The following is a 24,960-nucleotide window of genomic DNA, read 5'->3' as shown; positions in this document are numbered from 1 at the left end:
AAAAACCGCCTCACATTCAACGCTCACAGCCACCAGGCGAGCCCTTAAATTGGCCGTTTACTTCAGTGATCATCTGAATCTGTGAAAACAACACTGCGAGATCTGGAAGGCAAAAAAACGGCCCGTCATCCAAAAGATGCGGGCCGTTTTCACTTCAGCGGGCATTCAAGCCCCCGCCGATTACTTGTTGAGGTTGTAATCCGCCTCGGCTGCGTCAAACCGCTGAAGCATGCCAGCCGTCGGAGCGCCCAGCTTGCTCACGAAGTAGATCGCCAGGCTGGCGAAGATGAAGCCCGGGATGATTTCGTACAGGCCAAACAGGCTGAAGTGCTTCCACACGATCACGGTGATCGCACCCACCAGGATGCCGGCCAATGCGCCATTACGCGTCATGCCTTTCCACAGTACGGAGATCAGTACCACAGGACCGAACGCAGCACCGAAACCGGCCCAGGCGTAGCTCACCAGGCCCAGTACGCGGTTTTCCGGGTTGGCGGCCATGGCGATGGCAATCAGCGCCACCAACAGCACCATGGCGCGACCGACCCATACCAGCTCGACCTGGGAGGCGTTTTTACGCAGGAAGGTTTTGTAGAAGTCTTCGGTGAGGGCACTGGAGCACACCAGCAACTGGCAGCTCAGGGTGCTCATTACCGCCGCCAGGATGGCCGACAGCAGCACACCGGCAATCCATGGGTTGAAGAGCAGCTTGGCCAGCTCGATGAACACACGCTCGTGGTTCTCGGTCACGGGACCGGCGACTTCCGGGTGCGCCGAGAAGTAGGCGATACCGAAGAAGCCCACCGCCACGGTGCCGCCCAGGCACAGGATCATCCAGGTCATGGAGATGCGACGTGCGTTGGCAATAGATTTCACCGAATCCGCCGCCATGAAACGCGCGAGGATGTGCGGCTGGCCGAAGTAACCCAGGCCCCAGCCCATCAGCGAAATGATGCCGATGAAGGTGGTGTTTTTCAGCATGTTGAAGTTGTCAGGGTTCTGCGCTTCGATCGCCAGGAAGGTGGTGTCGACGCCACCGGTGGCCAGCAGCACGATGATCGGGGTCAGCAACAAGGCGAAGATCATCAGCGTGGCTTGCACGGTGTCGGTCCAGCTCACGGCCAGGAAACCACCGACGAAGGTGTAGGCAATGGTCGCGGCAGCACCCGCCCACAGCGCGGTCTCGTAAGACATGCCGAAGGTGCTTTCAAACAGACGGGCGCCAGCCACGATGCCGGAAGCGCAGTAGATGGTGAAGAACACCAGGATCACCACCGCAGAGATGATTCGCAGCAGGCCGCTTTTATCTTCGAAACGGCTGGAGAAGTAATCCGGCAGGGTCAGGGCGTCGCCGTTGTGCTCGGTCTGCACCCGCAGGCGGCCGGCTACAAACAGCCAGTTCAGGTAGGCACCGACGATCAGGCCGATGGCAATCCAGCTTTCCGACAGGCCAGACATGTAGATCGCGCCGGGCAAGCCCATCAGCAACCAGCCGCTCATGTCCGAGGCACCGGCCGAAAGCGCGGTAACCACGCTGCCGAGGCTGCGACCGCCGAGGATGTAGTCGGAAAGGTTGTTGGTGGAGCGATAGGCCATGAAGCCGATCAGCACCATGGCAGCGATATAGATCACAAATGTGATCAGGGTAGGATTACTTACGCTCATTGAGTTACGCCCTGGCTTTGTTTTTATGTAGCGGCGGTCTGTCCGGACGGCCATCCACTTTGCTAGTGGATAGACGAAGCCTGGCGCCGCGCATTTATGACTGACGTTTCCCCAGGAAAGCCATCAGCCGATGAACCGTCAGTAAGAGGTTGCACCTTGGGCGCGAATGCTATTCAACAAAGCAAATAAGGTGCAACCAGTTTCTTGAGAATAAGTTGCACCTCGATGTTTTTTGTGGAAAACACCGTGTTTTTGCTCCTTTTCGGAGCAAGAGCAGCCAAAGTCAGAAGCAAATGCACCAAGGCGCAGCCGATTCGGCTGTGACGATAATTTTTCCCGATCAGCATCAAAAAATTCATGGATAAAAAGGGTTGCACCCGGTTGCACCTCTCTCGGCGCAAAGCTAATCTTGCCGCCAGCTGATGCCACGCAGTAGTGGCACCCATGAGGATAAAAAGATGGCTACGACCACCCTTGGGGTCAAACTTGACGACCCGACCCGCGAGCGCCTGAAGGCGGCCGCGACCTCCATTGATCGCACGCCGCACTGGCTGATCAAGCAGGCGATTTTCAATTACCTGGAGAAACTCGAGGGTGGTGCAACCCTGGCCGAGCTCAACGGCCTGGGCAGCAAGGACGCGGAAGAAGCCGGCGAGGTCCAGACCGACCACGCCCACCAGTGCTTCCTGGAATTTGCCGAAAGCATCCTGCCGCAATCCGTACTGCGCGCCTCGATCACCGCCGCCTACCGTCGCCCGGAGCCGGAAGTGGTGCCGATGCTGATCGAGCAGGCTCGCTTGCCCGCGGCAATGGCCGAGGCCACCAACAAGCTCGCCTCTTCGATCGCCGAGAAACTGCGCAATCAGAAAAGCGCCGGCGGCCGTGCAGGCATCGTCCAGGGCCTGCTGCAAGAATTTTCCCTGTCGTCCCAGGAAGGCGTAGCGCTGATGTGCCTCGCCGAAGCGCTGCTGCGCATCCCGGACAAGGGCACCCGCGACGCACTGATCCGCGACAAGATCAGCACCGGCAACTGGCACCCGCACCTGGGCAACAGCCCGTCGCTGTTCGTCAACGCCGCCACCTGGGGCCTGTTGCTGACCGGCAAACTGGTCGCGACCCACAACGAAGCCGGCCTGACCTCGTCCCTGAGCCGCATCATCGGCAAGAGCGGCGAGCCGATGATCCGCAAGGGCGTCGACATGGCCATGCGCCTGATGGGCGAGCAGTTCGTCACCGGTGAAACCATCGCCGAAGCCTTGGCCAATGCGAGCAAGTTCGAAGCCAAGGGCTTCCGCTATTCCTACGACATGCTCGGTGAAGCCGCACTTACCGAACATGACGCCCAGAAATACCTGGCCTCGTACGAACAAGCCATCCACTCGATCGGCAAGGCGTCCCACGGTCGCGGGATTTATGAAGGCCCGGGCATTTCCATCAAGCTTTCGGCCCTGCACCCGCGTTACAGCCGTGCGCAGTACGAGCGCGTGATGGACGAGTTGTACCCGCGCCTGCTGTCGCTGACCCTGCTGGCCAAGCAGTACGACATCGGCCTGAACATCGACGCCGAAGAAGCCGACCGCCTGGAGCTGTCCCTCGACCTGCTGGAACGCCTGTGCTTCGAGCCGCAACTGACGGGCTGGAACGGTATCGGTTTTGTGATCCAGGCTTACCAGAAGCGTTGCCCGTATGTGATCGACTACGTGATCGACCTGGCACGCCGCAGCCGCCACCGTCTGATGATCCGCCTGGTAAAAGGCGCGTACTGGGACAGCGAAATCAAGCGCGCCCAGGTCGAAGGCCTGGAAGGCTATCCGGTGTACACCCGCAAGGTGTACACCGACGTCTCCTACATTGCCTGTGCACGCAAACTGCTTTCGGTACCGGAAGTTATCTACCCGCAGTTCGCCACCCACAACGCTCACACCTTGTCGGCGATTTACCATATTGCCGGTCAGAACTATTACCCCGGCCAGTACGAGTTCCAATGCCTGCACGGCATGGGCGAGCCTCTGTACGAGCAGGTTGTAGGCAAGGTCTCCGAAGGCAAGCTGAACCGTCCGTGCCGCGTGTACGCACCCGTCGGCACCCACGAAACACTGCTGGCTTACCTGGTGCGTCGCTTGCTGGAAAACGGCGCCAACACCTCGTTCGTCAACCGTATTGCCGACCAATCCATCTCGATCCAGGAGCTGGTGGCCGATCCAGTGGCCAGCATCGAGCAGATGGCGACGCTGGAAGGCGGCTTCGGCCTGCCGCACCCGCGTATCCCGCTGCCGCGTGACCTGTATGGTGCCGAGCGCGCCAACTCCGCCGGTATCGACCTGGCCAACGAACACCGCCTGGCGTCGCTGTCCTGCGCCTTGCTGGCTACCGCGCATAACAACTGGAAAGCCGCGCCGATGCTCGGTTGCGCTTCCAGCAATGAAGCGGCTGCACCGGTGTTGAACCCGTCGGATCTGCGTGACGTCGTCGGCCACGTACAGGAAGCAACTGTCGAAGACGTCGACAACGCCATCCAGTGCGCCCTGAACGCTGCGCCAATCTGGCAGGCCACCCCGCCCGCCGAACGCGCCGCGATCCTGGAACGTGCCGCCGACCTGATGGAAGGCGAGATCCAGCCGCTGATGGGCCTGCTGGCCCGCGAAGCCGGCAAGACCTTCGCCAACGCCATCGCCGAAGTGCGTGAAGCCGTGGACTTCCTGCGTTACTACGCGGTGCAGGCTCGCAACGATTTCACCAACGACGCTCACCGCCCGCTGGGCCCGGTGGTGTGCATCAGCCCGTGGAACTTCCCGCTGGCGATCTTCAGTGGCCAGGTCGCCGCTGCACTGGCCGCCGGCAACCCGGTACTGGCCAAGCCTGCCGAGCAAACACCGCTGGTGGCCGCACAAGCCGTGCGCCTGCTGCTGGAAGCCGGGATTCCGGAAGGCGTGCTGCAACTGCTGCCGGGCCAGGGCGAAACCGTCGGTGCGCGCCTGGTGGGTGATGATCGCGTCAAGGGCGTGATGTTCACCGGTTCCACCGAGGTTGCGCGCTTGCTGCAACGCAGTGTCGCCGGCCGCCTGGATGCACAGGGTCGTCCGATTCCGCTGATCGCCGAAACCGGTGGCCAGAACGCAATGATCGTCGACTCCTCGGCACTCACCGAACAAGTGGTGATCGACGTAGTGTCGTCGGCCTTCGACAGTGCCGGTCAACGTTGCTCGGCCCTGCGCGTACTGTGCTTGCAGGAAGATTCCGCTGACCGCGTCATCGAAATGCTTAAAGGTGCCATGGCTGAATGCCGCCTCGGCAACCCGGAGCGCCTGTCGGTGGATATCGGCCCGGTGATCGACGCCGAAGCCAAGGCTGGCATCGAGAAACATATCCAGGCCATGCGCGACAAAGGCCGCAACGTTTACCAGGTCGCGATTGCCGATAGCGAAGAGATCAAGCGCGGCACCTTCGTGATGCCAACCCTGATCGAACTGGAAAGCTTCGACGAACTGCAACGGGAGATCTTCGGCCCGGTGCTGCACGTGGTGCGCTACAAGCGCAAAGAGATCGACCAGCTTATCGGCCAGATCAATGCCTCCGGCTATGGCCTGACCCTGGGCGTGCACACCCGCATCGACGAGACCATCGCCAAGGTGATTGACAACGTCCATGCCGGTAACGTCTACGTTAACCGCAACATCGTGGGTGCCGTGGTCGGTGTACAGCCGTTCGGTGGCGAAGGCTTGTCGGGCACTGGCCCGAAAGCTGGCGGCCCGCTGTATCTGTACCGTTTGCTGTCGACCCGTCCTACGGACGCCATCGAGCAATCCTTCGTCCGTGGTGATGCACTGGCCGCACCGGATGTTCGCCTGCGGGATGCCATGAGCAAGCCGCTGACCGCCCTGAAAGCCTGGGCCGACAGCAGCAAGCTCAGCGACTTGAGCGCCCTGTGCGTGCAGTTCGCCGCGCAATCCCAAAGCGGTATCACCCGCCAACTGGCCGGCCCGACCGGCGAGCGCAACAGCTACGCCATCCTGCCCCGCGAGCACGTGTTGTGCCTGGCGGAAGTGGAAGGCGACCTGCTGACGCAACTGGCGGCCGTGCTGGCAGTCGGCGGCTCGGCGGTATGGCCGGAAACTGAATTGACCAAGGCCGTGTTCGCACGCTTGCCGAAGGATATTCAGGCGAAGATCACGCGGGTGGCTGACTGGACCAAGGATGAAACCGTGTTTGATGCCGTGCTGCATCACGGTGATTCCGACCAACTGCGCGGGGTTTGCCAGCAAGTGGCCAAGCGTGGCGGGGCGATTGTCGGGGTTCACGGTTTGTCTTCGGGCGAAACCGGGATCGCCCTGGAGCGCCTGGTGATCGAGCGGGCGTTGAGCGTCAACACTGCTGCTGCGGGTGGTAACGCCAGCCTGATGACCATCGGCTAACTGACGGAACGCGGTCAAAATGTGGGAGCGGGCTTGCTCGCGAATGCGCAGTGTCAGTCGCCAGATGTACTGACTGATCCACCGCATTCGCGAGCAAGCCCGCTCCCACACTGACCGTGTTTGCAACTCACCGCTGTTGTTTTGCTCCTCCATCACCCAGATCAATCTTGCTATCCAGCCTCTATTTGCGCACTTAGACTCAGGCCCATTCCCACACAGGTAAGCCGCCATGTCCGAGACGCTGCTCAGTTCCCGCAATCTGGCTTTCGAGCTGTACGAAGTCCTCGATGCCGAGGGCCTGACCCAGCGCGAGCGGTTTGCCGAACACAACCGTGAAACCTTCGACGCCGCCATCGGCACCGCCCGCAGCATTGCCGAGAAGTTCTTCGCCCCGCATAACCGCAAGGGCGACGAGAACGAGCCCCGCTACGAAAACGGTCAGGCGATTCTGATTCCCGAGGTGAAACCGGCGGTAGAGGCCTTCCTCGAAGCCGGTTTTCTCAACGCCGCCCGCAGCTTCGAAGCCGGTGGCATGCAACTGCCCACCCTGCTCTCCCAGGCGTGTTTCGCCCACTTCCAGTCGGCCAACGCCGCATCCACGTCCTACCCGTTCCTGACCATGGGCGCCGCCAACCTGATCGAGAGCTTCGGCACCGAGGAGCAGAAACAACGCTTCCTGCAACCAATGATCGAAGGCCGCTTCTTCGGCACCATGGCCTTGACCGAGCCCCATGCGGGCTCATCGCTGTCGGATATTCGTACCCGCGCAGAGCCGGCGGCTGATGGCAGCTATCGCCTCAAGGGCAACAAGATCTTCATCTCCGGCGGCGATCACCCGCTGTCGGAGAACATCGTGCACATGGTGCTGGCCAAGCTGCCGGACGCACCTGCCGGGGTGAAGGGCATTTCGCTGTTTATCGTGCCCAAGTTCCTGGTCAACGACGACGGCAGCCTGGGCAAGCGCAACGATGTGCTGCTGGCCGGGCTGTTTCACAAGATGGGCTGGCGTGGCACCACCTCGACCGCGTTGAATTTCGGCGATAACGGCGAGTGCGTCGGCTACCTGGTGGGCCAGCCGCATCAGGGCCTGAGTTGCATGTTCCAGATGATGAACGAAGCGCGGATCGGCGTGGGCATGGGCGCGGTGATGCTGGGTTACGCCGGCTACCTGTATTCCCTGGAATATGCCCGTGAACGTCCCCAAGGCCGCTTGCCCGACAGCAAGGATCCCAACACCGCGCCGGTGTCGATCATCCAGCACGCCGATATCAAACGCATGCTGTTGACCCAAAAAGCCTACGTGGAAGGCGCCTTCGACCTTGGCTTGTACGCCGCGCGCCTGTTCGACGACACCACCACCCTGGAAACCGAAGCTGCGCGCAAACAGGCCCACGAACTGCTGGACCTGCTGACGCCGATCGTCAAATCCTGGCCATCGGAGTTTTGCCTGAAGGCCAACGAACTGGCGATCCAGATACTCGGCGGCCACGGCTATACCCGCGAATACCCAGTGGAGCAGTACTACCGCGACAACCGTCTGAACCCGATCCATGAAGGCACCCACGGCATTCAGTCGCTGGACTTGCTCGGGCGCAAGCTGGCGCAGAACGGCGGTGCGGGCTTGAAGCAACTGATCCGCCTGATCGCCGAGACCGGCGCACGGGCACAGGAGTATCCGTCGCTGAATGCCTTGCGGGAACCGCTGGAACAACTGGTGGCGCGCCTGCAAGCGGTCACCCTCGGCCTGCTGACGGATCTCGCCCAGGGCAAGGTCAACAGCAGCCTGGCGAATTCGGCGCTGTACCTGAAGGTGTTCGGGCATACGGTGATTGGCTGGCGCTGGCTGGAACAGGCAATTCGCGCCGAGGAAGGGCTGGCCAGGGGCAATGCTGCCGATGTCGCCTTCTATAAGGGCAAGCTCCAGGCCGCCCGGTACTTCCTGACGTGGGAAATACCGGGCTGCCATCATGAACTGGCGATTCTCGAGGCACGCGATGACACGTGCCTGGGGATGCAGGATGAGTGGTTCTAAGGCGTTCCGATTGCCTTGGAAATCACCTCGACCGTGGCGCTGACTTGCTCTTGGTAACGGTCGAGTTCCTGCTGATGGTGCTTTTGCATTTCGATCTGCTCGGCGCACAGGTTCAGCGCCGCCAGCACCAATAGCTTGTCACCGATCAGCGTCGGGTACTTTTTCTTGGTGGTGGCCAGGGATGCCTTGAGCATCGTCACGGCGCTCATCAGGGTGTTGTCTTCCCCCTCCGGTGCCTTGATCGAGTAATCCTCACCGAGAATCGAAACGACCTTTATCCCTTCATTCATGCGCTGACAGGACCTGCGCTCACACGCTCAACCAACGCCTGGATACGGGCAGCGGTGGCGCCCTGCTTTTCTTCCTGTTCCATCAGGTTCAGCTGCAAGCTGTCGTTTTCATCCTTGGCGCGAGCCAGTTCGGCCTTGAGGGATTCGTTGGTGCCCAGCAGATCCTGGTTCTGCTGTACCAGGTCGCTGACCAGTTGTTCCAATTGGCTGAGGGATGCTTCTAACATTTTGATTTCTCGGGCTTTTTCAAAGGGCGGTGACGATAAAGAAAATTCACCTCGGATGCCAGGGTTATCCCTGGCGCGGGGCCTTGATTTTACAGGGCAGGCCACGCTTTCGAGCCTTAGTGACTGCATTTATGGCATCTGGTTCCTGAATCCCGTCGGCCCGCCCCGATCTGCGACAAAAGCGCGCACCCCCTCAAGACTTTAGTCGTATGACCGATAGGTCATGGACACCCCGCTCAAACCCCGCATGGATCGCGCTTCTCCCCAGGATCACAACATGTCTCTTCGTAATATGAATATCGCGCCGCGGGCCTTTCTCGGCTTCGCGTTGATTGGCGCGCTGATGTTGTTTCTCGGTGTGTTCGCCCTGAACCAGATGAGCAAGATCCGTGCGGCGACGGAAGACATCACCCTTAGCAGCGTGCCGAGCATTCGCGCCCTGGACGAGTTCACTCAACTGACCCTGCGCCTGCGGGTGCTGTCGTATCGCCTGCTGACCAACCGCGAGCCTGACGTCCAGCAAAAGACCCTTGAGTCTTTTGACGTGCGCAATCAGCAGATTCGTACGGCCCAGGCGGTCTACGAGAAGTTGATCGACAGCAGCGAAGAACGTGCTGCCTACGATGAATACGTGCGTCTGCTGGCCCAGTACCATCAGATTGAAGAGCGCATGAAGAGCCTGTCACGGGCCAATCAGGTTGAAGAGCTGCGCACGCTGCTGAATACCGAGCTGCTGAACAACTCGGATCAGGTCAACGCCGTACTGAACCGCCTGCTGGACATCAACAACAAGATGGCGCTGGCCACCAACCAGCAAGCTGCCGACCAGTACGACATGGCGTTTGAGCTGGTGGTGATCCTGCTGATCCTCGCCACGGCGCTGACCATGCTGTTCGCCTGGCTGCTGACCCGCAGCATTACCCAGCCGATCGCCCAGGCCCTGGATGCCGCCGAGGAAATCGCCGAAGGCAACCTGACGCGCCCGATCAAGGTGGAAGGCAACGACGAAGCCGGCCGACTACTGTTGGCAATGGCCAAGATGCAGGACAAATTGAAGGACACCTTGCAGCGCATTTCCGGCTCGGCCACCCAATTGGCCTCCGCCGCGGAAGAGCTGAATGCCGTGACCGACGAAAGCGCCCGTGGCCTGACCCAGCAAAACAACGAAATCGAACAGGCCGCCACGGCGGTGAACGAGATGACCAGCGCGGTTGAAGAAGTGGCCCGCAACGCGGTCAGCACTTCCGAAGCCTCGAAGAACGCCACGTCGTCTGCGGGCGATGGACGTGATTTGGTGCAGGAAACCGTCAGCGCCATTGAACGCATGAGCAGCGACGTGCAAGCCACTGCCACCTTGATCGGCAACCTGGCGGAAGAGTCCCGGGACATCGGCAAGGTGCTGGACGTGATTCGTGGTTTGGCTGACCAGACCAACCTGCTGGCCCTGAACGCCGCGATTGAAGCGGCGCGTGCCGGTGAAGCCGGGCGTGGTTTTGCGGTGGTGGCGGATGAGGTGCGGGCCCTGGCCCATCGCACCCAGCAGTCCACCAGCGAAATCGAGCGGATGATCGGCAGCATTCAGGCCGGTACCGAGCATGCAGTGGATTCGATGCGCAACAGCACCGAGCGGGCGGAATCGACGTTGAACATCGCCAAGGGTGCGGGGATGTCGCTGGACACCATCAACACTGCCATCGTTGAAATCAACGAGCGCAACCTGGTGATCGCCAGTGCCGCTGAAGAGCAGGCGCAGGTGGCGCGGGAAGTGGATCGCAACCTGGTGAATATTCGTGACTTGTCGGTGCAGTCGGCGACCGGCGCCAGCCAGACCAGTGCGGCGAGCAGTGAGCTGTCGCGGTTGGCGGTGGATTTGAACGGGATGGTGGGGCGGTTCAGGCTTTAACGGATACCGCAGGGCTAAAAATGTGGGAGCGGGCTTGCTCGCGAATGCGGTGGATCAGCTACGCATAACGCGACCGACACACCGCTTTCGCGAGCAAGCCCGCTCCCACATTGAATATGCGCCAGCCATTCAAAACCTTTTTGACAGCACAGCAATTCAACAGGTTAGAATCGCTGGCACGCAGACTGCATGGTCAGTTTGCGCCTCGTCTTTCCTGCTCATGGAGTACTGCCTTTGAATGCGACGACCATCAACAGCCTGTTCTTGATCGGCGCGTTGCTGGTAGGTGCGAGCATTCTGGTGAGTTCTCTTTCGTCCCGCCTGGGGATTCCGATCCTGGTGATCATCCTGGCCGTGGGCATGATCGCCGGCGTCGACGGCGGCGGCATCATCTTCGATAACTACCCGACTGCCTACCTCGTGGGCAACCTCGCCCTGGCCGTGATCCTGCTCGACGGCGGACTGCGAACGCGGGTAGCCAGTTTCCGTGTAGCCCTCTGGCCTGCGTTGTCCCTGGCGACGGTCGGGGTGCTGATCACCACCGGCCTCACCGGCATGGCAGCCGCCTGGCTGTTCAACCTCAACATCATTCAAGGCCTGCTGATCGGCGCCATCGTCGGCTCCACGGACGCCGCAGCGGTGTTCTCGCTGCTGGGCGGCAAAGGCCTGAACGAACGGGTCACCGCCAGCCTGGAAATCGAATCCGGCAGCAACGACCCGATGGCGGTGTTCCTCACCGTCACCCTGATCGACATGCTCGCCAGCGGCCAGACTGGCCTGCACTGGAGCCTGCTGGGCCACCTGATCCGCGAGTTCGGCATCGGCGGCATCATCGGCCTGGGCGGCGGCTGGTTGATGCTGCAGATGGTCAACCGGATCAACCTGGCCAACGGCCTGTACCCGATCCTGGTGATTTCCGGCGGCCTTTTCGTGTTCGCCCTGACCAACGCCCTGCACGGCAGCGGCTTCCTCGCCGTTTACCTGTGCGGCCTGGTGATCGGCAACCGCCCGGTGCGCAGCCGGCACGGCATTTTGCATATGCTCGACGGCATGGCCTGGCTGGCACAGATCGGCATGTTCCTGGTGCTGGGCCTGCTGGTCACGCCCCATGATCTTCTGCCCATCGCGCTGCCGGCCCTGGGCCTGGCGCTGTGGATGATTCTCTTCGCACGGCCGCTGTCGGTGATCGTCGGCCTGTTGCCGTTCAAGGCCTTCCATGGCCGAGAGAAAGCCTTTATCGCCTGGGTCGGCCTGCGCGGTGCGGTACCAATCATTCTGGCGGTGTTCCCGCTGATGGCCGGCCTGCCCCACGCACAGCTTTACTTCAACCTGGCGTTCTTTATCGTGCTGGTGTCGTTGCTGGTGCAGGGCACGAGCCTGCCGTGGGTAGCCAAACTGTTGAAAGTGACGGTACCGCCAGAGCCGGCGCCGATTTCCCGGGCGGCCCTGGAAGTGCACGTCACCAGCGAGTGGGAGCTGTTCGTCTACCGCCTGGGCGCCGAGAAATGGTGCATCGGCGCCGCCCTGCGGGAGCTGAAAATGCCCGAAGGCACGCGGATCGCCGCGCTGTTTCGTGGCCAGCAACTGCTCCATCCGTCGGGTAGTACAGTGCTCGAAGTCGACGATCTGCTGTGCGTAATCGGCCATGAACACAACTTGCCGGCCCTCGGCAAACTGTTCAGCCAGGCACCACAACGGGGCCTCGACCTGCGCTTCTTCGGTGACTTCGTCCTGGAAGGCGACGCTCAGCTGGGCGCGGTTTCGGCCCTGTACGGGCTCAAGCTCGAGGGCATCGACCCGGACATGCCACTGAGTCGTTTCATCACCCAGAAAGTCGGCGGTGCGCCCGTGGTCGGCGACCAGGTGGAATGGAACAACACCATTTGGACCGTCGCGGTCATGGACGGGAACAAGATCGGCAAAGTCGGCGTCAGATTCCCCGAAGGAAGTCGCCCGGGCCCCGGACTCTTCCTCTAAACTGCGGGGCGACGGCGCGCCAGTCGATGTCGGGACGCCCCCTATTTTTCACCTTGCTCGACCGGTCTCTATGACAACCCTGCGCACTTTTCTCGCCACTGCCCTGCTGGGCCTGACTCTCTGCGTCGGCACCGTACACGCGGCCGACCCGCCCAGCATCGATTCCGTCCAGCAAACCCTGGACAAGCTGCCGGACCGCAAACTGCCCGACGCCGACATGAAGGCGCTGCAAAGCATCCTGCAGCAAACGCTCACCTTCCTGGGCAACCAGCAGGACTACCAGCAGCGCCTGGTGGACCTCAAGCGCCAGCTCGAAGACGCGCCGCGCCAGACCGTCGACAACCAGCGCGAACTGACCCGCCTCAAGGCCACCAAGGTCATTCCCGTCGCCCAGCGCTACGCCACCTTGCCCGTGCCACAGCTTGAACAACTGCTGGTGCAGCGCACCACCCAGCAAGGCGACCTGCAAAAGGAACTGGCCGACGCCAACAGCCTGACCATCGCGGCCCAGACCCGACCCGAGCGCGCCCAGACCGAAATCAGCAGCAGCCAGACACGTATCCAGCAGATCAACGCGACTCTCAAGGCAGGCAAGGACAACGGCAAGACCCTCAGCGGCGACCAGCGCAACCAGTTGAATGCCGAGTTGGCCGCCCTCAACGCCCTGATTCCCCTGCGCCGCCAGGAACTGGCCGGCAACAGCCAACTGCAAGACCTGGGCAACAGCCAGCACGACCTGGTGCTGGAAAAGACCGCGCGCCTGGAGCAGGAAATCCAGGACCTGCAAACCCTGATCAACCAGAAACGCCTGGCCCAGTCCCAGGAAACCGTGACCCAGCAGTCCATCGAAGCCCAGAAGGCCGGTGGCAGCAGCCTGCTCGCCACGGAAAGCGCGGCCAACCTGAAACTGTCCGACTACCTGCTCAAAAGCACTGACCGGCTCAACGAGCTGACCCAGAAAAACCTGCAAACCAAGCAACAACTGGACAGTGTGACCCAAAGCGACTCGGCGCTGGACGAGCAGATCAACGTGCTCAAGGGCAGCCTGCTGCTGTCCAAGATCCTCTACAAACAGAAGCAGGCCCTCCCGCGCCTGACCGTGGACCGCGACCTGGCGGATGACATCGCCAACATTCGCCTGTACCAGTTCGAGGTCAATCAACAGCGCGAACTGATCAGCACCCCGAGCACCTACGTCGACAGCTTGCTGGCCAACCAGCCGGCCGACCAGGTGACGCCACAACTGCGGCGCACCCTGCTGGAACTGGCGATCACCCGCAGCGACCTGCTGGAACGCTTGAGCCGGGAACTGAGCGCACTGCTCAACGAATCCATCACCCTGCAACTGAACCAGAAACAACTGCTGAGCACCGCCACCACCTTGCGGGCGACCCTCGACGAACAGATGTTCTGGATTCCCAGCAACAAGCCGCTGGATACCGAATGGCTGGAAACCGTACCGGCGCACTTGAGCAAACAGGTCAATACCCTGCCGTGGGCCTCCAGCGTCAGCGAGCTGTATGACGGCCTGACCCAGCGCCCGCTGCTGTTCCTGCCCCTGCTGTTGTTGATCGGCGCGCTGCTGTGGCGTCGCAGCTACCTGTATGCCCGGCTGAAAAAAATCCATATGGACATCGGCCACTTCAAACGCGACAGCCAGTGGCACACGCCGGTGGCGATCCTGGTGAATATCGCGCTGGCGATGCCGGTGGCCCTGGGCCTGGCACTCTGCGGCTATGCGCTGCAGATCGACGCCCGCGGGCAAAACGCCAACCTCGGCGCCGCCCTGCTGCAGATCGCCCAGGCGTGGCTGGTGTTCTACACCGCGTATCGGATCCTCGCGCCCGGCGGCGTCGCCGAGTTGCACTTCCGCTGGGAAAAACCCCAGGTCGAATTCCTCCAGGGCTGGGTACGCAAGCTCGGGCTCGTGGTACTGGCGTTGGTGGCCGTGGTGGCCATCGCCGAGCATCAGCCGGCAGCGCTGGCCGACGATGTGCTGGGCATCGGCGTGGTACTGACCTGCTACGCACTGATGGCGTGGCTGCTCGGGCGCCTGCTGCTCAACAGCCCGACTCATGAAAAAGCCTCGCTGTTTCGCAAGGCCGTGGGCCTGGTGTTTACGGCACTGCCGGTGGCGCTGTTTATCGCCGTATGTTTTGGCTACTACTACACCGCCCTCAAGCTCAGCGACCGGCTGATCAACACCTTGTACCTGCTGATGTTCTGGCTGGTGATCGAAGCCACCTTCGTACGTGGCCTGGGCGTTGCGGCACGGCGCCTGGCCTATGCGCGGGCCCTGGCCAAACGCCAGGCCGCCAAGGAAGCCGGTGAGGGTGAAGCAGTGATCGAAGAGCCGACCCTGGACATCGAACAGGTCAACGAACAGTCGATGCGCCTGATTCGCCTGGCGCTGCTGGGCGGCTTTATCGCTGCGTTGTACTGGGTATGGTCCGACTTGATCTCGGTGTTTTCCTACCTGGACAACGTCACCCTCTACGAATACACCAGCGGCACCGGCGCCAATATCAGCATGGTGCCCATCAGCATCGGCGACTTGCTCGGCGCCCTGATCATCATCGGCATCACCTTCGCCCTGGCGCGCAACCTGCCCGGCCTCCTGGAAGTGTTGGTGCTGTCCAAGCTCGACCTGGCCCAGGGCAGCGCCTACGCCACCACCACCTTGCTGTCCTATGTGATTGCCGGCGTCGGGTTTGTCTCCACCCTGTCGACCCTCGGCGTGAGCTGGGACAAGTTGCAATGGCTGGTGGCCGCGCTGTCGGTGGGGTTGGGTTTCGGGATGCAGGAAATCTTCGCCAACTTCATCTCCGGCATCATGATCCTGTTCGAGCGCCCGGTACGGATCGGCGACACCATCACCATCGGCAACCTGTCGGGCACGGTGAGCAAGATCCGCATCCGCGCCACCACCATCACCGACTTCGACCGCAAGGACATCATTGTCCCGAACAAGACGTTCATCACCGGGCAACTGATCAACTGGTCGCTGACCGACACCATCACCCGGGTCACCCTGAAACTGGGCGTGGACTACGGCTCGGACCTGGACCTGGTGAAAGAATTGCTGCTCAAGGCCGCCGCCGAAAACCCACGCGTGTTGAAGGACCCGGCGCCCCACGTGTACTTCCTCAACTTCGGTGAAAGCACCCTCGATCACGAACTGCGCATGCATGTACGGGACCTGGGCGACCGCAACCCGGTGATCGATGAGGTCAACCGCTTCATCAACCGCGAGTTCAAGAACCACCACATCAACATCTCGTTCCGGCAGATGGAGGTTTACCTGAAGAACCTGCATGGCCAGGAATACAAGCTGGTGCCGGTGGAAGAAGAAAACCGGACCATCCTGCCGCCCGCCCAGGACCAGGACCTGCCCGAGCCGCCGCCCGCCAAACTCGACTAAACGCGCTATCCCCAGCAGAATGGTCGGACATTCTGCTCAGGAGATGGCCGTTGAAAGCCCTCGACGAACTGACCTTCGACAACCGCTTCGCCCGCCTGGGCGACGGTTTCTCAACCCATGTGCTGCCCGAGCCCATCGACGAACCGCGTTTAGTGGTGGCGAGCGAGGCAGCCATGGCGCTGCTGGATCTCGACCCCGCCGTGGCCGAAACGCCGGTGTTTGCCGAGCTGTTCGGCGGGCACAAGCTGTGGGCCGAGGCCGAGCCGCGGGCGATGATCTATTCCGGGCATCAGTTTGGCTCGTACAACCCGCAACTGGGGGATGGCCGCGGATTGTTGCTGGGCGAGGTGTACAACCAGGCCGGCGAGCATTGGGACCTGCACCTCAAGGGTGCCGGGCAAACCCCGTACTCGCGCATGGGCGATGGTCGTGCGGTGTTGCGCTCGTCGATCCGGGAGTTCCTGGCGTCGGAAGCACTGCATGCGCTGGGCATTCCCAGCAGTCGTGCACTGTGTGTGATCGGTTCCACCACGCCGGTGTGGCGCGAGAAACAGGAGCGCGCCGCCATGGTGCTGCGCCTGGCCCACAGCCACGTGCGCTTTGGGCATTTCGAATATTTCTACTACACCAAGAAGCCTGAATTGCAGAAGCAATTGGCGGAGCACGTGCTGTCCCTGCACTTCCCGGAATGCATGGAACAGCCCGAGCCGTACCTGGCGATGTTCCGCGAAATCGTCGAGCGTAATGCCGAGTTGATCGCCAAGTGGCAGGCCTATGGGTTCTGCCATGGAGTGATGAACACCGACAACATGTCGATCCTCGGCATCACCTTCGACTTCGGGCCGTTTGCATTTTTGGACGATTTCGACGCGCAGTTCGTCTGCAACCACTCCGACCATGAAGGGCGTTATTCCTTCAGCAACCAGGTGCCGATCGGGCAGTGGAACCTGAGCGCACTGGCCCAGGCGTTGACGCCGTTTATCAGCGTCGAGGCGCTGCGGGAAACGCTGGGGCTGTATCTGCCGTTGTTCCAGGCCCACTACCTGGACCTGATGCGCCGCCGACTGGGCCTCACCACCGCCGAAGATGACGATCAGAAACTGGTGGAGCGCCTGCTGCAACTGATGCAGAACAGCGGCGTCGACTACACCCTGTTCTTCCGCCGGCTGGGGGATGAATCCGCCGCATTGGCCGTGGCGCGGTTGCGCGACGACTTTGTCGACCTCAAGGGGTTTGATGGGTGGGCGGATCTGTACAAGGCGCGCGTGGAGCGCGACGCCAGCGGCACAGAAGAACAGCGACGTGAGCGGATGCATGGGGTGAATCCGCTTTATATCCTGCGCAACTATTTGGCGCAGAACGCCATCCAGGCGGCGGAGCTTGGGGATTACAGCGAAGTGCGCCGGCTGCATGAAGTGCTGACCAAACCGTTTGAAGAGCAGCCGGGGATGGAACAATACGCCCAGCGGCCGCCGGATTGGGGGAAGCATTTGGAGATTAGTTGTTCTTCATAGCGCGACCTAGATAAAGGTCTCCACTGAAACCCCAAAGCGCTCCGCCAGCCAACGAATCTGCCGCAGGTTGAGCTGGCGTTTGCCACTAAGTACTTCAGAGACAACCGACTGCGCACCAACGCCCGGGAGATCACTTTGGGTCAAGCCATGCTCTCGCATCATTGAACGTAGCACTTCAACGCCACTGGCAACGGGCATCGGCCGGTGCTCGAGATCGTAGGCCTCGATCCAGTCACTGAGGATATCCACCAGGCTCATGAGCGGGCTGGATTCATCTTCGCCTATCAGGTCCAGCAATTCGTCGAGGGCGCTGACCAAGGTATCGTAGTCCGCCTCGTTTCTTGGCTTGCGCAGCAATGACGAAACAAATTGCCAGTGTTCGGCAGCCTGCCTGATGAGTGCGCTCATCTGATTTTCTCCTTCCATTTACCTTGCTCATATTCACGGTGATCGAACAGGTACTTGATATAAATTCGTTGTACTTGGTAATGCACGAAGGCAATCAACCTCAGCTTATTGCCCCCGATGTCAAACACATGGAACTGCCCGACTTTGTCTGTTGCAGGGAACATTCCTTTCATCGACGCAAAGTCGGCGGGACTGTTGCGTTTCATTCTGCGATACCACTCATCCAGTGCCGTGGCTGAATGCGGCCATCTTTCTTTCGCTTCCCATATCCTTTTTTCGCTGATCACTCGCATGCAACATCCTTATCGCATCTTGCTATGAAGGTTAGTCTTGCCGAAAAAATATCGCAATCTGCGATATTCCTTGGCGGACCAGTGGCGCAATTCCAAGCACCCTTCAACAGCCTAGATACGCCGCGATAGAAGTCACCACCAAAAATGTGAACGCGTACGTCACTAGCGTCGAACCTTGATAAACACCCTTCCCGGCTCCAAATAGAACCCATTGGCCACTTTCACGGAGCCCAGCATGTCCGACTCTCTAGTAATTCCCTGCCCCCACTGCAACGGTCTCAACCGCATCCCCAATGAACGCCTGGGCGATGCGCCGAAGTGCGGGCGCTGCAAGCAACCGGTGCTGCTGAGCAAACCCTTTGAGCTGAAACAGGGCGATTACGCCAGCCAGATCAAAGGCGACCTGCCGTTGCTGGTGGACGTGTGGGCCGAATGGTGCGGGCCGTGCAAGTCGTTTGCGCCGGTGTTTGAGCAGGCCGCCGGGCAGTTGGCCGGGAAGTGTCGATTGGCCAAGCTCGATAGCGAGGCCAATCAGCAGTTATCCGCTCAGTTGGGGATTCGCTCGATTCCCAGCCTGATCCTGTTCAAGAATGGCCGGGAAGTGGCGCGTCAGAGCGGTGCGTTTCCGTTACCGCAGTTGATGAGCTGGCTGCGCAGTCAGGGCGTTTGAGGTAACGGGACACCCCGGTCCATCACTTGCCCCATCAGCAATACGCCCAATTCGCTCAACTGATGAATGGCCAACGCGACATCGCGCTGCTTGCCGGTGAGGTCGTCGGAAAGGTCGAGCAGGAGGGTGGTGACTGAGGAGAAGGTTTCGTAGGTATTGAGGATCAGGGTTTCGGTGGCTTGGCCGGGGCTGACTGTAAAAAGGTACGACGGGGGATTTGGAGTAGCTTTAAACATGGTCGACATTCCTGATTGGAGCCGCCATCTGATCGCTACTAAACGAATTAGGGTGGCAGCTGTACGCAGGTTAGTAGACCGGGAAATGTCGAAGCCGGCGCGCCCGAAGACGCCCTACGCACAGCTACCATCAAGCACAGACTCAGCGCCTGAAAGATGAAGCTTATGCACTTAACGACAAACACTCGGGCTACTAAACCCGATCACTGAGAATTCAGCGACCGAGCAACCTTAGAGACGCCCATCCAGACGCACAAGCCGGCGGATTCTGGCGTAACTGTAGGCAACGGCGCAAGACGACGATTTCCCTGTAGGAACAAAGACCAAATGTGGGAGCGGGCTTGCTCGCGAATGCGGTGAGTCAGTCAATAGAGAATTCGACTGATCCACCGCATTCGCGAGCAAGCCCGCTCCCACATGGGTGATGTGTTGCCTGCTAAATCACGCGTTTTCCAGCAAGTTATGCAATTCCACAAACTGCTGTGTCAGCTTGTGCCGTGGGTCCAGGTGGATCAGCGGCATGTTCGCCTGGTGCGATTCACGCATGCGCACCGAGCTGGTGAGGTACACCGGCAGTACCGGCAACCCTTCGGCAATCAATTCATCCAGCATCTGCTGCGGCAGGCTCGCCCGGGCCTGGAACTGGTTGACCACGATGCCTTCCACTTCCAGCCCTTCGTTGTGGTCTTCCTTCAATTCTTCGATCTCGGCCAACAGGCCATACAGCGCCTGGCGGGAGAAGCTGTCGCAATCGAAGGGGATCAGCACGCGATCAGCGGCAATCAGCGCTGAAACGGCATAGAAGTTCAGCGCCGGCGGCGTATCCAGGTAGATCCGGTCGTAGTCCTCGCTCAATTCATCCAGCAGCTTTCGCAGCTTGTTGATCTTGTGCTTGGCCTCGAGCTTGGGCTGCAGGTCTGCCAGTTCCGCGGTGGCGGTGATGACGTGCAGGTTGTCGAACGGGGTTTCGTAGATATCCACCTGGTTTTTCTTCGAAAACGGCCCGGAAGACAGGGTTTGCTTGAAGAAGTCGGCGATTCCCATGGGGATATCGTCGCCGGTCAGCCCGGTGAGGTACTGGGTAGAGTTAGCCTGGGCATCGAGGTCCACCAACAGGGTTCGATAGCCTTCGCTGGCGCTGACCGCCGCCAGGTTGCAGGCAATGCTGGACTTGCCAACACCGCCTTTTTGGTTGAACACCACGCGCCGCATGGAAAAACCTCCGTGTATCAATGAATGACCCGAGTGTAGAGGGCAAAAGCGCCCGTTAGCTACCTCGTTTGTTCCTGTACTACAGCATCAGAGGCTCTATCTCGCATAACAATTTCCCGTCTGTCCGACAAAGCAGGAATTGCCTGACACCTGCTGCCCTACCTGCATGATGGACAATCGGTAATTCTTTCCAGCGAATTTGTAATCATCCGTGAACAATTCTTTACCAAAGTTTGCTAGAACCCCGCAGCACCGGGATAATGCGCGCCATTCGGCGATTGCACCCTGTCCCGGTATTCGGGGCCAATGGCCGCACAAGGAAGCCCGCAGGGGCGGGATAACTTCTCAGTGATCAATTTCAACATCGCCCAATGGCGCGCCTGGGCTCCCGGGCTCGAAAGCGCGGACGACTGGCGCACCTGGTGCCGGCAGCCGACATTGCTCGCCCGCACCGACGCGGCACCCGATGTGTCCTTCCTGCCGGCCATGCAGCGCCGGCGCCTGAGCCGCCTGGCGCGCATGGCCTTCAGTGTGGGCTGGCCCCTGGCCGAAGGCTTGCAACAGTTGCCATTGGTGTTTGTTTCCCGTCACGGCGAAACCCCACGCACCCTCGATATTCTCAGCGACCTGGCCAACGACGAGCCCCTGTCGCCGACCCAGTTCAGCCTGTCGGTGCATAACGCGGTGATTGGCCTGTGGTCGATCCTGCGCAATGAAACCAGTGAAATGACTGCCCTCGCCGCCGCCGGCGATGGCCTGGAGCACGGCATGCTCGAAGCCGCTGCCCTGCTCAATGAAGGCGCACCGGCTGTATTGCTGATCATTACCGAGGAACAGCCCCCCGAAGCCTATGCGCGCTGGATCGAGGACGTGCCCTTCCCCTACGCCCTCGGCCTGCTGCTGACACCGGGCGACGAGTGGCAGCTGGAACTGAATACAGCCGCTGTCCAACCCACCACCAAAGCCCAGTGGCCCCACGCCCTGAACCTGCTGCGCACCCTGCTGAACGAAGAGGGCGCCTGCCAACATGCCTGGAAGAACCGAGTATGGAACTGGCAACGCAAGTCCTGACCGAAAAGCCTCGGAAGGCCTACTACTGGCGCCTGTTCGCCACTGCCACCGCCTTCGCCCTGTTTGGCCTCGGCGGCCTGTGCCTGCGTGTCCTGGTGTTTCCGCTGCTCAGTTGCCTGCCGGGTGATGCCAAACAGCATCAGCGACGCGCCCGCCACACCATCAGCTGCCTGTTCTGGTTGTTTATCCGCATGATGATGCGCCTGGGCATCCTGACCTACAGCGTCGAAGGCGCGGAAAAGCTCGGCCGCCCGGGCCAGATGATCATTGCCAACCACCCATCGCTGGTGGACGTGGTGTTCCTGATCGCCCAGATGCGCCAGACCAACTGCGTGGTCAAGCAGAGCCTGTGGCAGAACCCCTTCACCCGGGGCCCGGTGCGCGACGCCGGCTACATCAGCAACGACGGCAGCGCCGACATGCTCGACGCCGCCGCCGATGCCCTGCGGGACGGCCAGACCCTGATCATTTTCCCGGAAGGTACCCGCACCTCACCGGGCCAGGCACCGACCTTTCATCGCGGCGCCGCCGCCATTGCCCTGCGCGGTGCGAGCATCATCACTCCGGTAGTGATCAAGGTCAGCCCCACCACCCTGACCAAGGCCGAACCCTGGTATCGCATCCCGAATCGCCGCTTTCACTTCAGTTTGCGCGTGGGTGCCGATATAGAACCACAGGCGTTTGCCGCACAAGGGCCCGCGCCCCAGGCATCACGCAAGCTCAACGATTACCTGCACCAGTATTTTATTAAGGAGCTCGCCGAAGATGAGCAACCCACATAGCCTTGAGCACGACATAAAAACGCTGATCATCGAGGCCCTGGGCCTGGAAGACATCAGCGAGAGCGACATCGGCAACGAGCAAACCCTGTTCGGCGAAGGCCTTGGCCTGGATTCAGTCGACGCCCTGGAATTGGGCCTGGCGATCCAGAAAAAGTACGGCATCAAGATCGATGCCGACGCCAAGGACACCCGCAATCACTTCACCAACGTGGCCAGCCTCGCGGCGTTCGTCACGGCCCGACAGGCAGCTTGAGACCGTACCATGCAAACTCGTGACGATATTTTCAACACCTTGCGCGACGCCCTGGTGGAACTGTTTGAACTGGAACCGGAACGCGTCACGCTCGACGCCAACCTGTACCAGGACCTGGAAATCGACAGCATTGATGCAGTGGACCTGATCGACCACATCAAGCGCCAGACCGGCAAGAAAATCGCCGCCGAAGAGTTCAAGGCCGTGCGTACCGTGAATGACGTGGTCGAGGCGGTCTACCGTCTGGTTCAACCGGCCGCATGAGCCGGCTGATCGGCCTTGGCCTGTTGCTGGCGGGGCTGCTGTACCCTTTTGCGGTGTATTACGGCACTGAGCATTTTGCCCCGTGGCAATTTGGCCTGCTGCTGGGCAGCCTGTGGCTGTTGCGCGCCCTGACCGGCGCCAGGCGCCCGGGCAGCCGCTGGATGGCGGCGGCGATCATTGTCTTTTGTCTGCTGCTCGCCTGGTTCGACAACCCGCAGATGCTGCGCTGGTACCCGAGCCTGGTCAGCGCCTTCATGCTGGCACTGTTCGGCCTGAGCCTGAAATACGGGCCGCCGATGGTCGAGCGCCTGGCGCGCATGAGCGAGCCGCAACTGCCCGAAGAAGCGATTGTGTATACCCGCCAGGTCACCGTGGTGTGGAGTGTATTTTTCCTGTGTAACGGCCTGCTCGCCGCCGCGCTCACCCTGTGGGCGCCGCTGAGTTGGTGGACGTTGTACAACGGCATGATCGCCTACGGGCTGATGGGGCTGTTGTTTGCCGTGGAATGGCTGGTACGACAAAGGGTTCGAGGCCGCGTATGAATTGGTTGAATCTTGAGCACTTGCTGCTTGAGCCTGTGGAGCAGCGTTTGGTGACCACCGAACCTGCCCTGGATCACCCACACCTGTGGGAGAAGTCCCTGAGCCTGGCCGCCGGGTTGCAAGCCCGGGGCATCCAGCGCCTGGCGGTGTACCTGGAAGATGCCGGCTTGCTGGCGATCGCCCTGCTGGGTGCGTGGCGAGCAGGCGTCAGCGTGTTGTTGCCTGCCGACCTGCAACCACAAACGCGCCAACGCTGGGACGATGCCGTCGACGCCTGGTTGACCGAGGCCAGCGACTTGGACGCGCTGTATCAAGCGCCATCAAGCGCCGCAGCCCTGGACCTGGATGCCTGCTGCCTGAGCCTGTGCACCTCCGGCTCCAGCGGCGAACCCAAGCGCATCGACAAAACCCTGCGCCAGATGGCCAACGAGGTCCAGGCGCTGGAAACCCTGTGGGGCGCCGACCTCGGCGAGGCCTGCATCATCGGCAGCGTCGCCACCCAGCATATCTATGGCTTGCTGTTCCGGGTGCTGTGGCCGTTGTGTGCCGGGCGCACCTTTGTGCGCCAACAGTTGGCATTTCCCGAGGACTTGCAGCGCGCCAGCCGGGAGCATGCGCAATTTGCCTGGGTCGCCAGCCCGGCGCTCCTCAAGCGCATGGGTGACAACCTCGACTGGCCAGCGCTTACACCGGTCAAACGGGTGTTTTCCTCCGGCGGCGCCTTGCCCCTTGAAGCCGCCGGCAGCCTGCATCAGCGTTTGCAGCAATGGCCGACGGAAATCCTCGGCAGCTCGGAAACCGGCGGCATCGCCTGGCGCCAGGGCGAACAACCGTGGCAGCCGTTTGCCGACGTGCAGCTGAGCCAGGACGCCGACGGCGCCTTGCGCATCGCCTCGCCATACTTGCCCGCCGGCCATGTCGAACAGACCGCCGACGCCGCCACCATCCACGCCGACGGCCGCTTCGAATTGCTCGGCCGCCTGGACCGCATCGTCAAGCTGGAAGAAAAACGCATCTCCCTGCCGATGCTGGAACAGGCGCTGATGGACCATGCCTGGGTCGCTGAAACGCGCCTGGGCGTGGTGCAGGAAAACCGCGCCTCCCTCGGCGCCCTCGTGGTGCTCAGCGCAGACGGCTTGCATGCCCTGCGTAACCAGGGCCGACGCACCGTCACCCAAACCCTGCGCCAGCACTTGAGCCAACACTGCGAAGCCCTGGCGCTGCCCCGCCGCTGGCGCCTGTTGCGCCAATTGCCGCTGAACACCCAAGGCAAGCTGCCCCAGGCCGACGTCGAAGCCCTGCTGCTGGCACCGCGCCCGAAAGCCCCGGAAGTACTGGAACAAGTCGAAGCCAACGGTGAATGGACCCTGCAACTGGCGATCCCGCCGGACCTCGCCTACTTCAGCGGCCACTTCCCGCAAACCCCGGTGCTACCGGGCGTGGTGCAAGTGGATTGGGCGCTGAGCCTGGGCCAGCAACTGCTCAAGCTGCCGGGGCCGTTCGCCGGGATGGAGGTGCTCAAGTTCCAGCAACTGGTACGCCCGGATGACCGGATCGAACTGCACCTGCGGTTCGACCAGGAGCGCGGCAAGTTGTACTTCGCCTACCGCAATGAGGCGGCCGCCTGCTCCAGTGGGCGGATCGTGCTGGGGAGGGTCAGTGATTAAGCTTTTGTGGCGAGGGAGCTTGCTCCCGCTGGAGTGCGCAGCACTCCCAACCCAGGCACTGTGGTTTATCAGGCAGGTCTCGGTCGCCTGTGTTGGGGCTGCTTCGCAGCCCAGCGGGAGC

At 61.2% G+C, this 24,960-nt stretch carries 21 protein-coding genes; 13 read left to right on the top strand and 8 right to left on the bottom strand.

Going from position 1 to position 24,960, the window contains the following annotated elements:
* Positions 1 to 180: 180 nt before the first annotated feature.
* On the bottom strand, positions 181 to 1,665 hold the full coding sequence (gene putP, locus HX873_RS00805) for a sodium/proline symporter PutP (protein WP_003209422.1): 1,485 nt from the start codon (positions 1,663 to 1,665) through the stop codon (positions 181 to 183).
* 138 nt (positions 1,666 to 1,803) lie between these two features.
* Positions 1,804 to 2,094: a hypothetical protein gene (locus tag HX873_RS00800; RefSeq protein ID WP_158244062.1), complete on the bottom strand. Its 291-nt coding sequence runs from the start codon at positions 2,092 to 2,094 to the stop codon at positions 1,804 to 1,806.
* A gap of 29 nt (positions 2,095 to 2,123) precedes the next feature.
* Between HX873_RS00800 and putA the strand changes: the two genes are divergently transcribed.
* Together putA and HX873_RS00790 are read left to right on the top strand one after the other, a co-directional pair.
* Entirely contained in the window at positions 2,124 to 6,077 is a 3,954-nt protein-coding gene (gene putA / locus HX873_RS00795) for a trifunctional transcriptional regulator/proline dehydrogenase/L-glutamate gamma-semialdehyde dehydrogenase (RefSeq protein ID WP_134325624.1), read from the top strand.
* Positions 6,078 to 6,306: 229 nt separating this feature from the next.
* Complete coding sequence (locus HX873_RS00790; protein WP_177122249.1) at positions 6,307 to 8,109, top strand: acyl-CoA dehydrogenase; 1,803 nt, start codon at positions 6,307 to 6,309, stop codon at positions 8,107 to 8,109.
* On the opposite strand, the gene HX873_RS00785 is transcribed toward HX873_RS00790, so the two are convergent.
* Complete coding sequence (locus HX873_RS00785) at positions 8,106 to 8,399, bottom strand: cell division protein ZapA (protein ID WP_003209415.1); 294 nt, start codon at positions 8,397 to 8,399, stop codon at positions 8,106 to 8,108. The two genes, HX873_RS00790 and HX873_RS00785, sit on opposite strands and share 4 nt — an antisense overlap.
* Positions 8,396 to 8,626, bottom strand: a complete 231-nt coding sequence (locus HX873_RS00780) for a hypothetical protein (protein ID WP_003209413.1) — start codon at positions 8,624 to 8,626, stop codon at positions 8,396 to 8,398. The genes HX873_RS00785 and HX873_RS00780 overlap by 4 nt, the downstream gene beginning before the upstream one ends.
* 277 nt (positions 8,627 to 8,903) lie before the next feature.
* Between HX873_RS00780 and HX873_RS00775 the strand changes: the two genes are divergently transcribed.
* The 4 genes from HX873_RS00775 (at position 8,904) to selO (ending at position 17,441) form a co-directional block, all read left to right on the top strand.
* Positions 8,904 to 10,529, top strand: a complete 1,626-nt coding sequence (locus HX873_RS00775; RefSeq protein ID WP_177028666.1) for a methyl-accepting chemotaxis protein — start codon at positions 8,904 to 8,906, stop codon at positions 10,527 to 10,529.
* Positions 10,530 to 10,763: 234 nt separating this feature from the next.
* Positions 10,764 to 12,506 (top strand): potassium/proton antiporter, encoded by a 1,743-nt coding sequence (locus tag HX873_RS00770; RefSeq protein WP_003209410.1) that lies wholly within the window; start codon positions 10,764 to 10,766, stop codon positions 12,504 to 12,506.
* Between the two features lie 70 nt (positions 12,507 to 12,576).
* A complete protein-coding gene (gene mscK / locus HX873_RS00765) occupies positions 12,577 to 15,927 on the top strand; it encodes a mechanosensitive channel MscK (protein WP_008439184.1) in 3,351 nt (1,116 codons plus the stop codon).
* 50 nt (positions 15,928 to 15,977) lie between these two features.
* On the top strand, positions 15,978 to 17,441 hold the full coding sequence (gene selO, locus HX873_RS00760) for a protein adenylyltransferase SelO (RefSeq protein ID WP_008439185.1): 1,464 nt from the start codon (positions 15,978 to 15,980) through the stop codon (positions 17,439 to 17,441).
* Between the two features lie 6 nt (positions 17,442 to 17,447).
* Here the strand turns inward: selO and HX873_RS00755 are convergent, their stop codons facing one another.
* Both HX873_RS00755 and HX873_RS00750 read right to left on the bottom strand, forming a co-directional pair.
* The gene (locus HX873_RS00755) at positions 17,448 to 17,849 is read right to left on the bottom strand and encodes a type II toxin-antitoxin system HigA family antitoxin (protein ID WP_134325620.1); all 402 of its coding nucleotides are present in this window, start codon (positions 17,847 to 17,849) and stop codon (positions 17,448 to 17,450) included.
* Positions 17,846 to 18,142 (bottom strand): type II toxin-antitoxin system HigB family toxin, encoded by a 297-nt coding sequence (locus tag HX873_RS00750; RefSeq protein ID WP_093202502.1) that lies wholly within the window; start codon positions 18,140 to 18,142, stop codon positions 17,846 to 17,848. The genes HX873_RS00755 and HX873_RS00750 overlap by 4 nt, the downstream gene beginning before the upstream one ends.
* A 235-nt stretch (positions 18,143 to 18,377) precedes the next feature.
* On the opposite strand from HX873_RS00750, the gene trxC reads away from it, so the two are divergent.
* Entirely contained in the window at positions 18,378 to 18,812 is a 435-nt protein-coding gene (gene trxC, locus HX873_RS00745; RefSeq protein ID WP_003209402.1) for a thioredoxin TrxC, read from the top strand.
* On the opposite strand, the gene HX873_RS00740 is transcribed toward trxC, so the two are convergent.
* A complete protein-coding gene (locus HX873_RS00740; RefSeq protein ID WP_003209399.1) occupies positions 18,800 to 19,048 on the bottom strand; it encodes a DUF6124 family protein in 249 nt (82 codons plus the stop codon). The two genes, trxC and HX873_RS00740, sit on opposite strands and share 13 nt — an antisense overlap.
* Before the next feature lie 441 nt (positions 19,049 to 19,489).
* Positions 19,490 to 20,260, bottom strand: a complete 771-nt coding sequence (locus HX873_RS00735) for a ParA family protein (protein WP_003209397.1) — start codon at positions 20,258 to 20,260, stop codon at positions 19,490 to 19,492.
* A gap of 348 nt (positions 20,261 to 20,608) precedes the next feature.
* Between HX873_RS00735 and HX873_RS00730 the strand changes: the two genes are divergently transcribed.
* From HX873_RS00730 to HX873_RS00705, 6 genes are read left to right on the top strand one after another with little or no spacing between them, the layout of a single operon-like run.
* Positions 20,609 to 21,331, top strand: a complete 723-nt coding sequence (locus HX873_RS00730; RefSeq protein ID WP_177022516.1) for a beta-ketoacyl synthase chain length factor — start codon at positions 20,609 to 20,611, stop codon at positions 21,329 to 21,331.
* The gene (locus tag HX873_RS00725; protein ID WP_177122248.1) at positions 21,307 to 22,113 is read left to right on the top strand and encodes a 1-acyl-sn-glycerol-3-phosphate acyltransferase; all 807 of its coding nucleotides are present in this window, start codon (positions 21,307 to 21,309) and stop codon (positions 22,111 to 22,113) included. The genes HX873_RS00730 and HX873_RS00725 overlap by 25 nt, the downstream gene beginning before the upstream one ends.
* The gene (locus HX873_RS00720; RefSeq protein ID WP_003209392.1) at positions 22,097 to 22,366 is read left to right on the top strand and encodes a phosphopantetheine-binding protein; all 270 of its coding nucleotides are present in this window, start codon (positions 22,097 to 22,099) and stop codon (positions 22,364 to 22,366) included. The genes HX873_RS00725 and HX873_RS00720 overlap by 17 nt, the downstream gene beginning before the upstream one ends.
* Before the next feature lie 9 nt (positions 22,367 to 22,375).
* Positions 22,376 to 22,630 carry an acyl carrier protein gene (locus tag HX873_RS00715; protein WP_003209389.1) on the top strand — a complete coding sequence of 85 codons (255 nt, stop codon included), beginning with the start codon at positions 22,376 to 22,378 and terminating at the stop codon, positions 22,628 to 22,630.
* Positions 22,627 to 23,172 carry a membrane protein gene (locus HX873_RS00710; RefSeq protein WP_008439202.1) on the top strand — a complete coding sequence of 182 codons (546 nt, stop codon included), beginning with the start codon at positions 22,627 to 22,629 and terminating at the stop codon, positions 23,170 to 23,172. Before HX873_RS00715 ends, HX873_RS00710 begins: the two co-directional genes overlap by 4 nt.
* Positions 23,169 to 24,839 (top strand): acyl-CoA synthetase family protein, encoded by a 1,671-nt coding sequence (locus HX873_RS00705; RefSeq protein WP_177080415.1) that lies wholly within the window; start codon positions 23,169 to 23,171, stop codon positions 24,837 to 24,839. Before HX873_RS00710 ends, HX873_RS00705 begins: the two co-directional genes overlap by 4 nt.
* The last annotated feature ends 121 nt before the right edge of the window (positions 24,840 to 24,960 follow it).

It is taken from the genome of Pseudomonas sp. P7758 (genome assembly GCF_013386485.1).
Lineage (GTDB): Bacteria > Pseudomonadota > Gammaproteobacteria > Pseudomonadales > Pseudomonadaceae > Aquipseudomonas.
The sequence above is the reverse complement of the archived record's forward strand: the minus strand, read 5'-3'. Positions and strand labels throughout refer to the sequence as shown.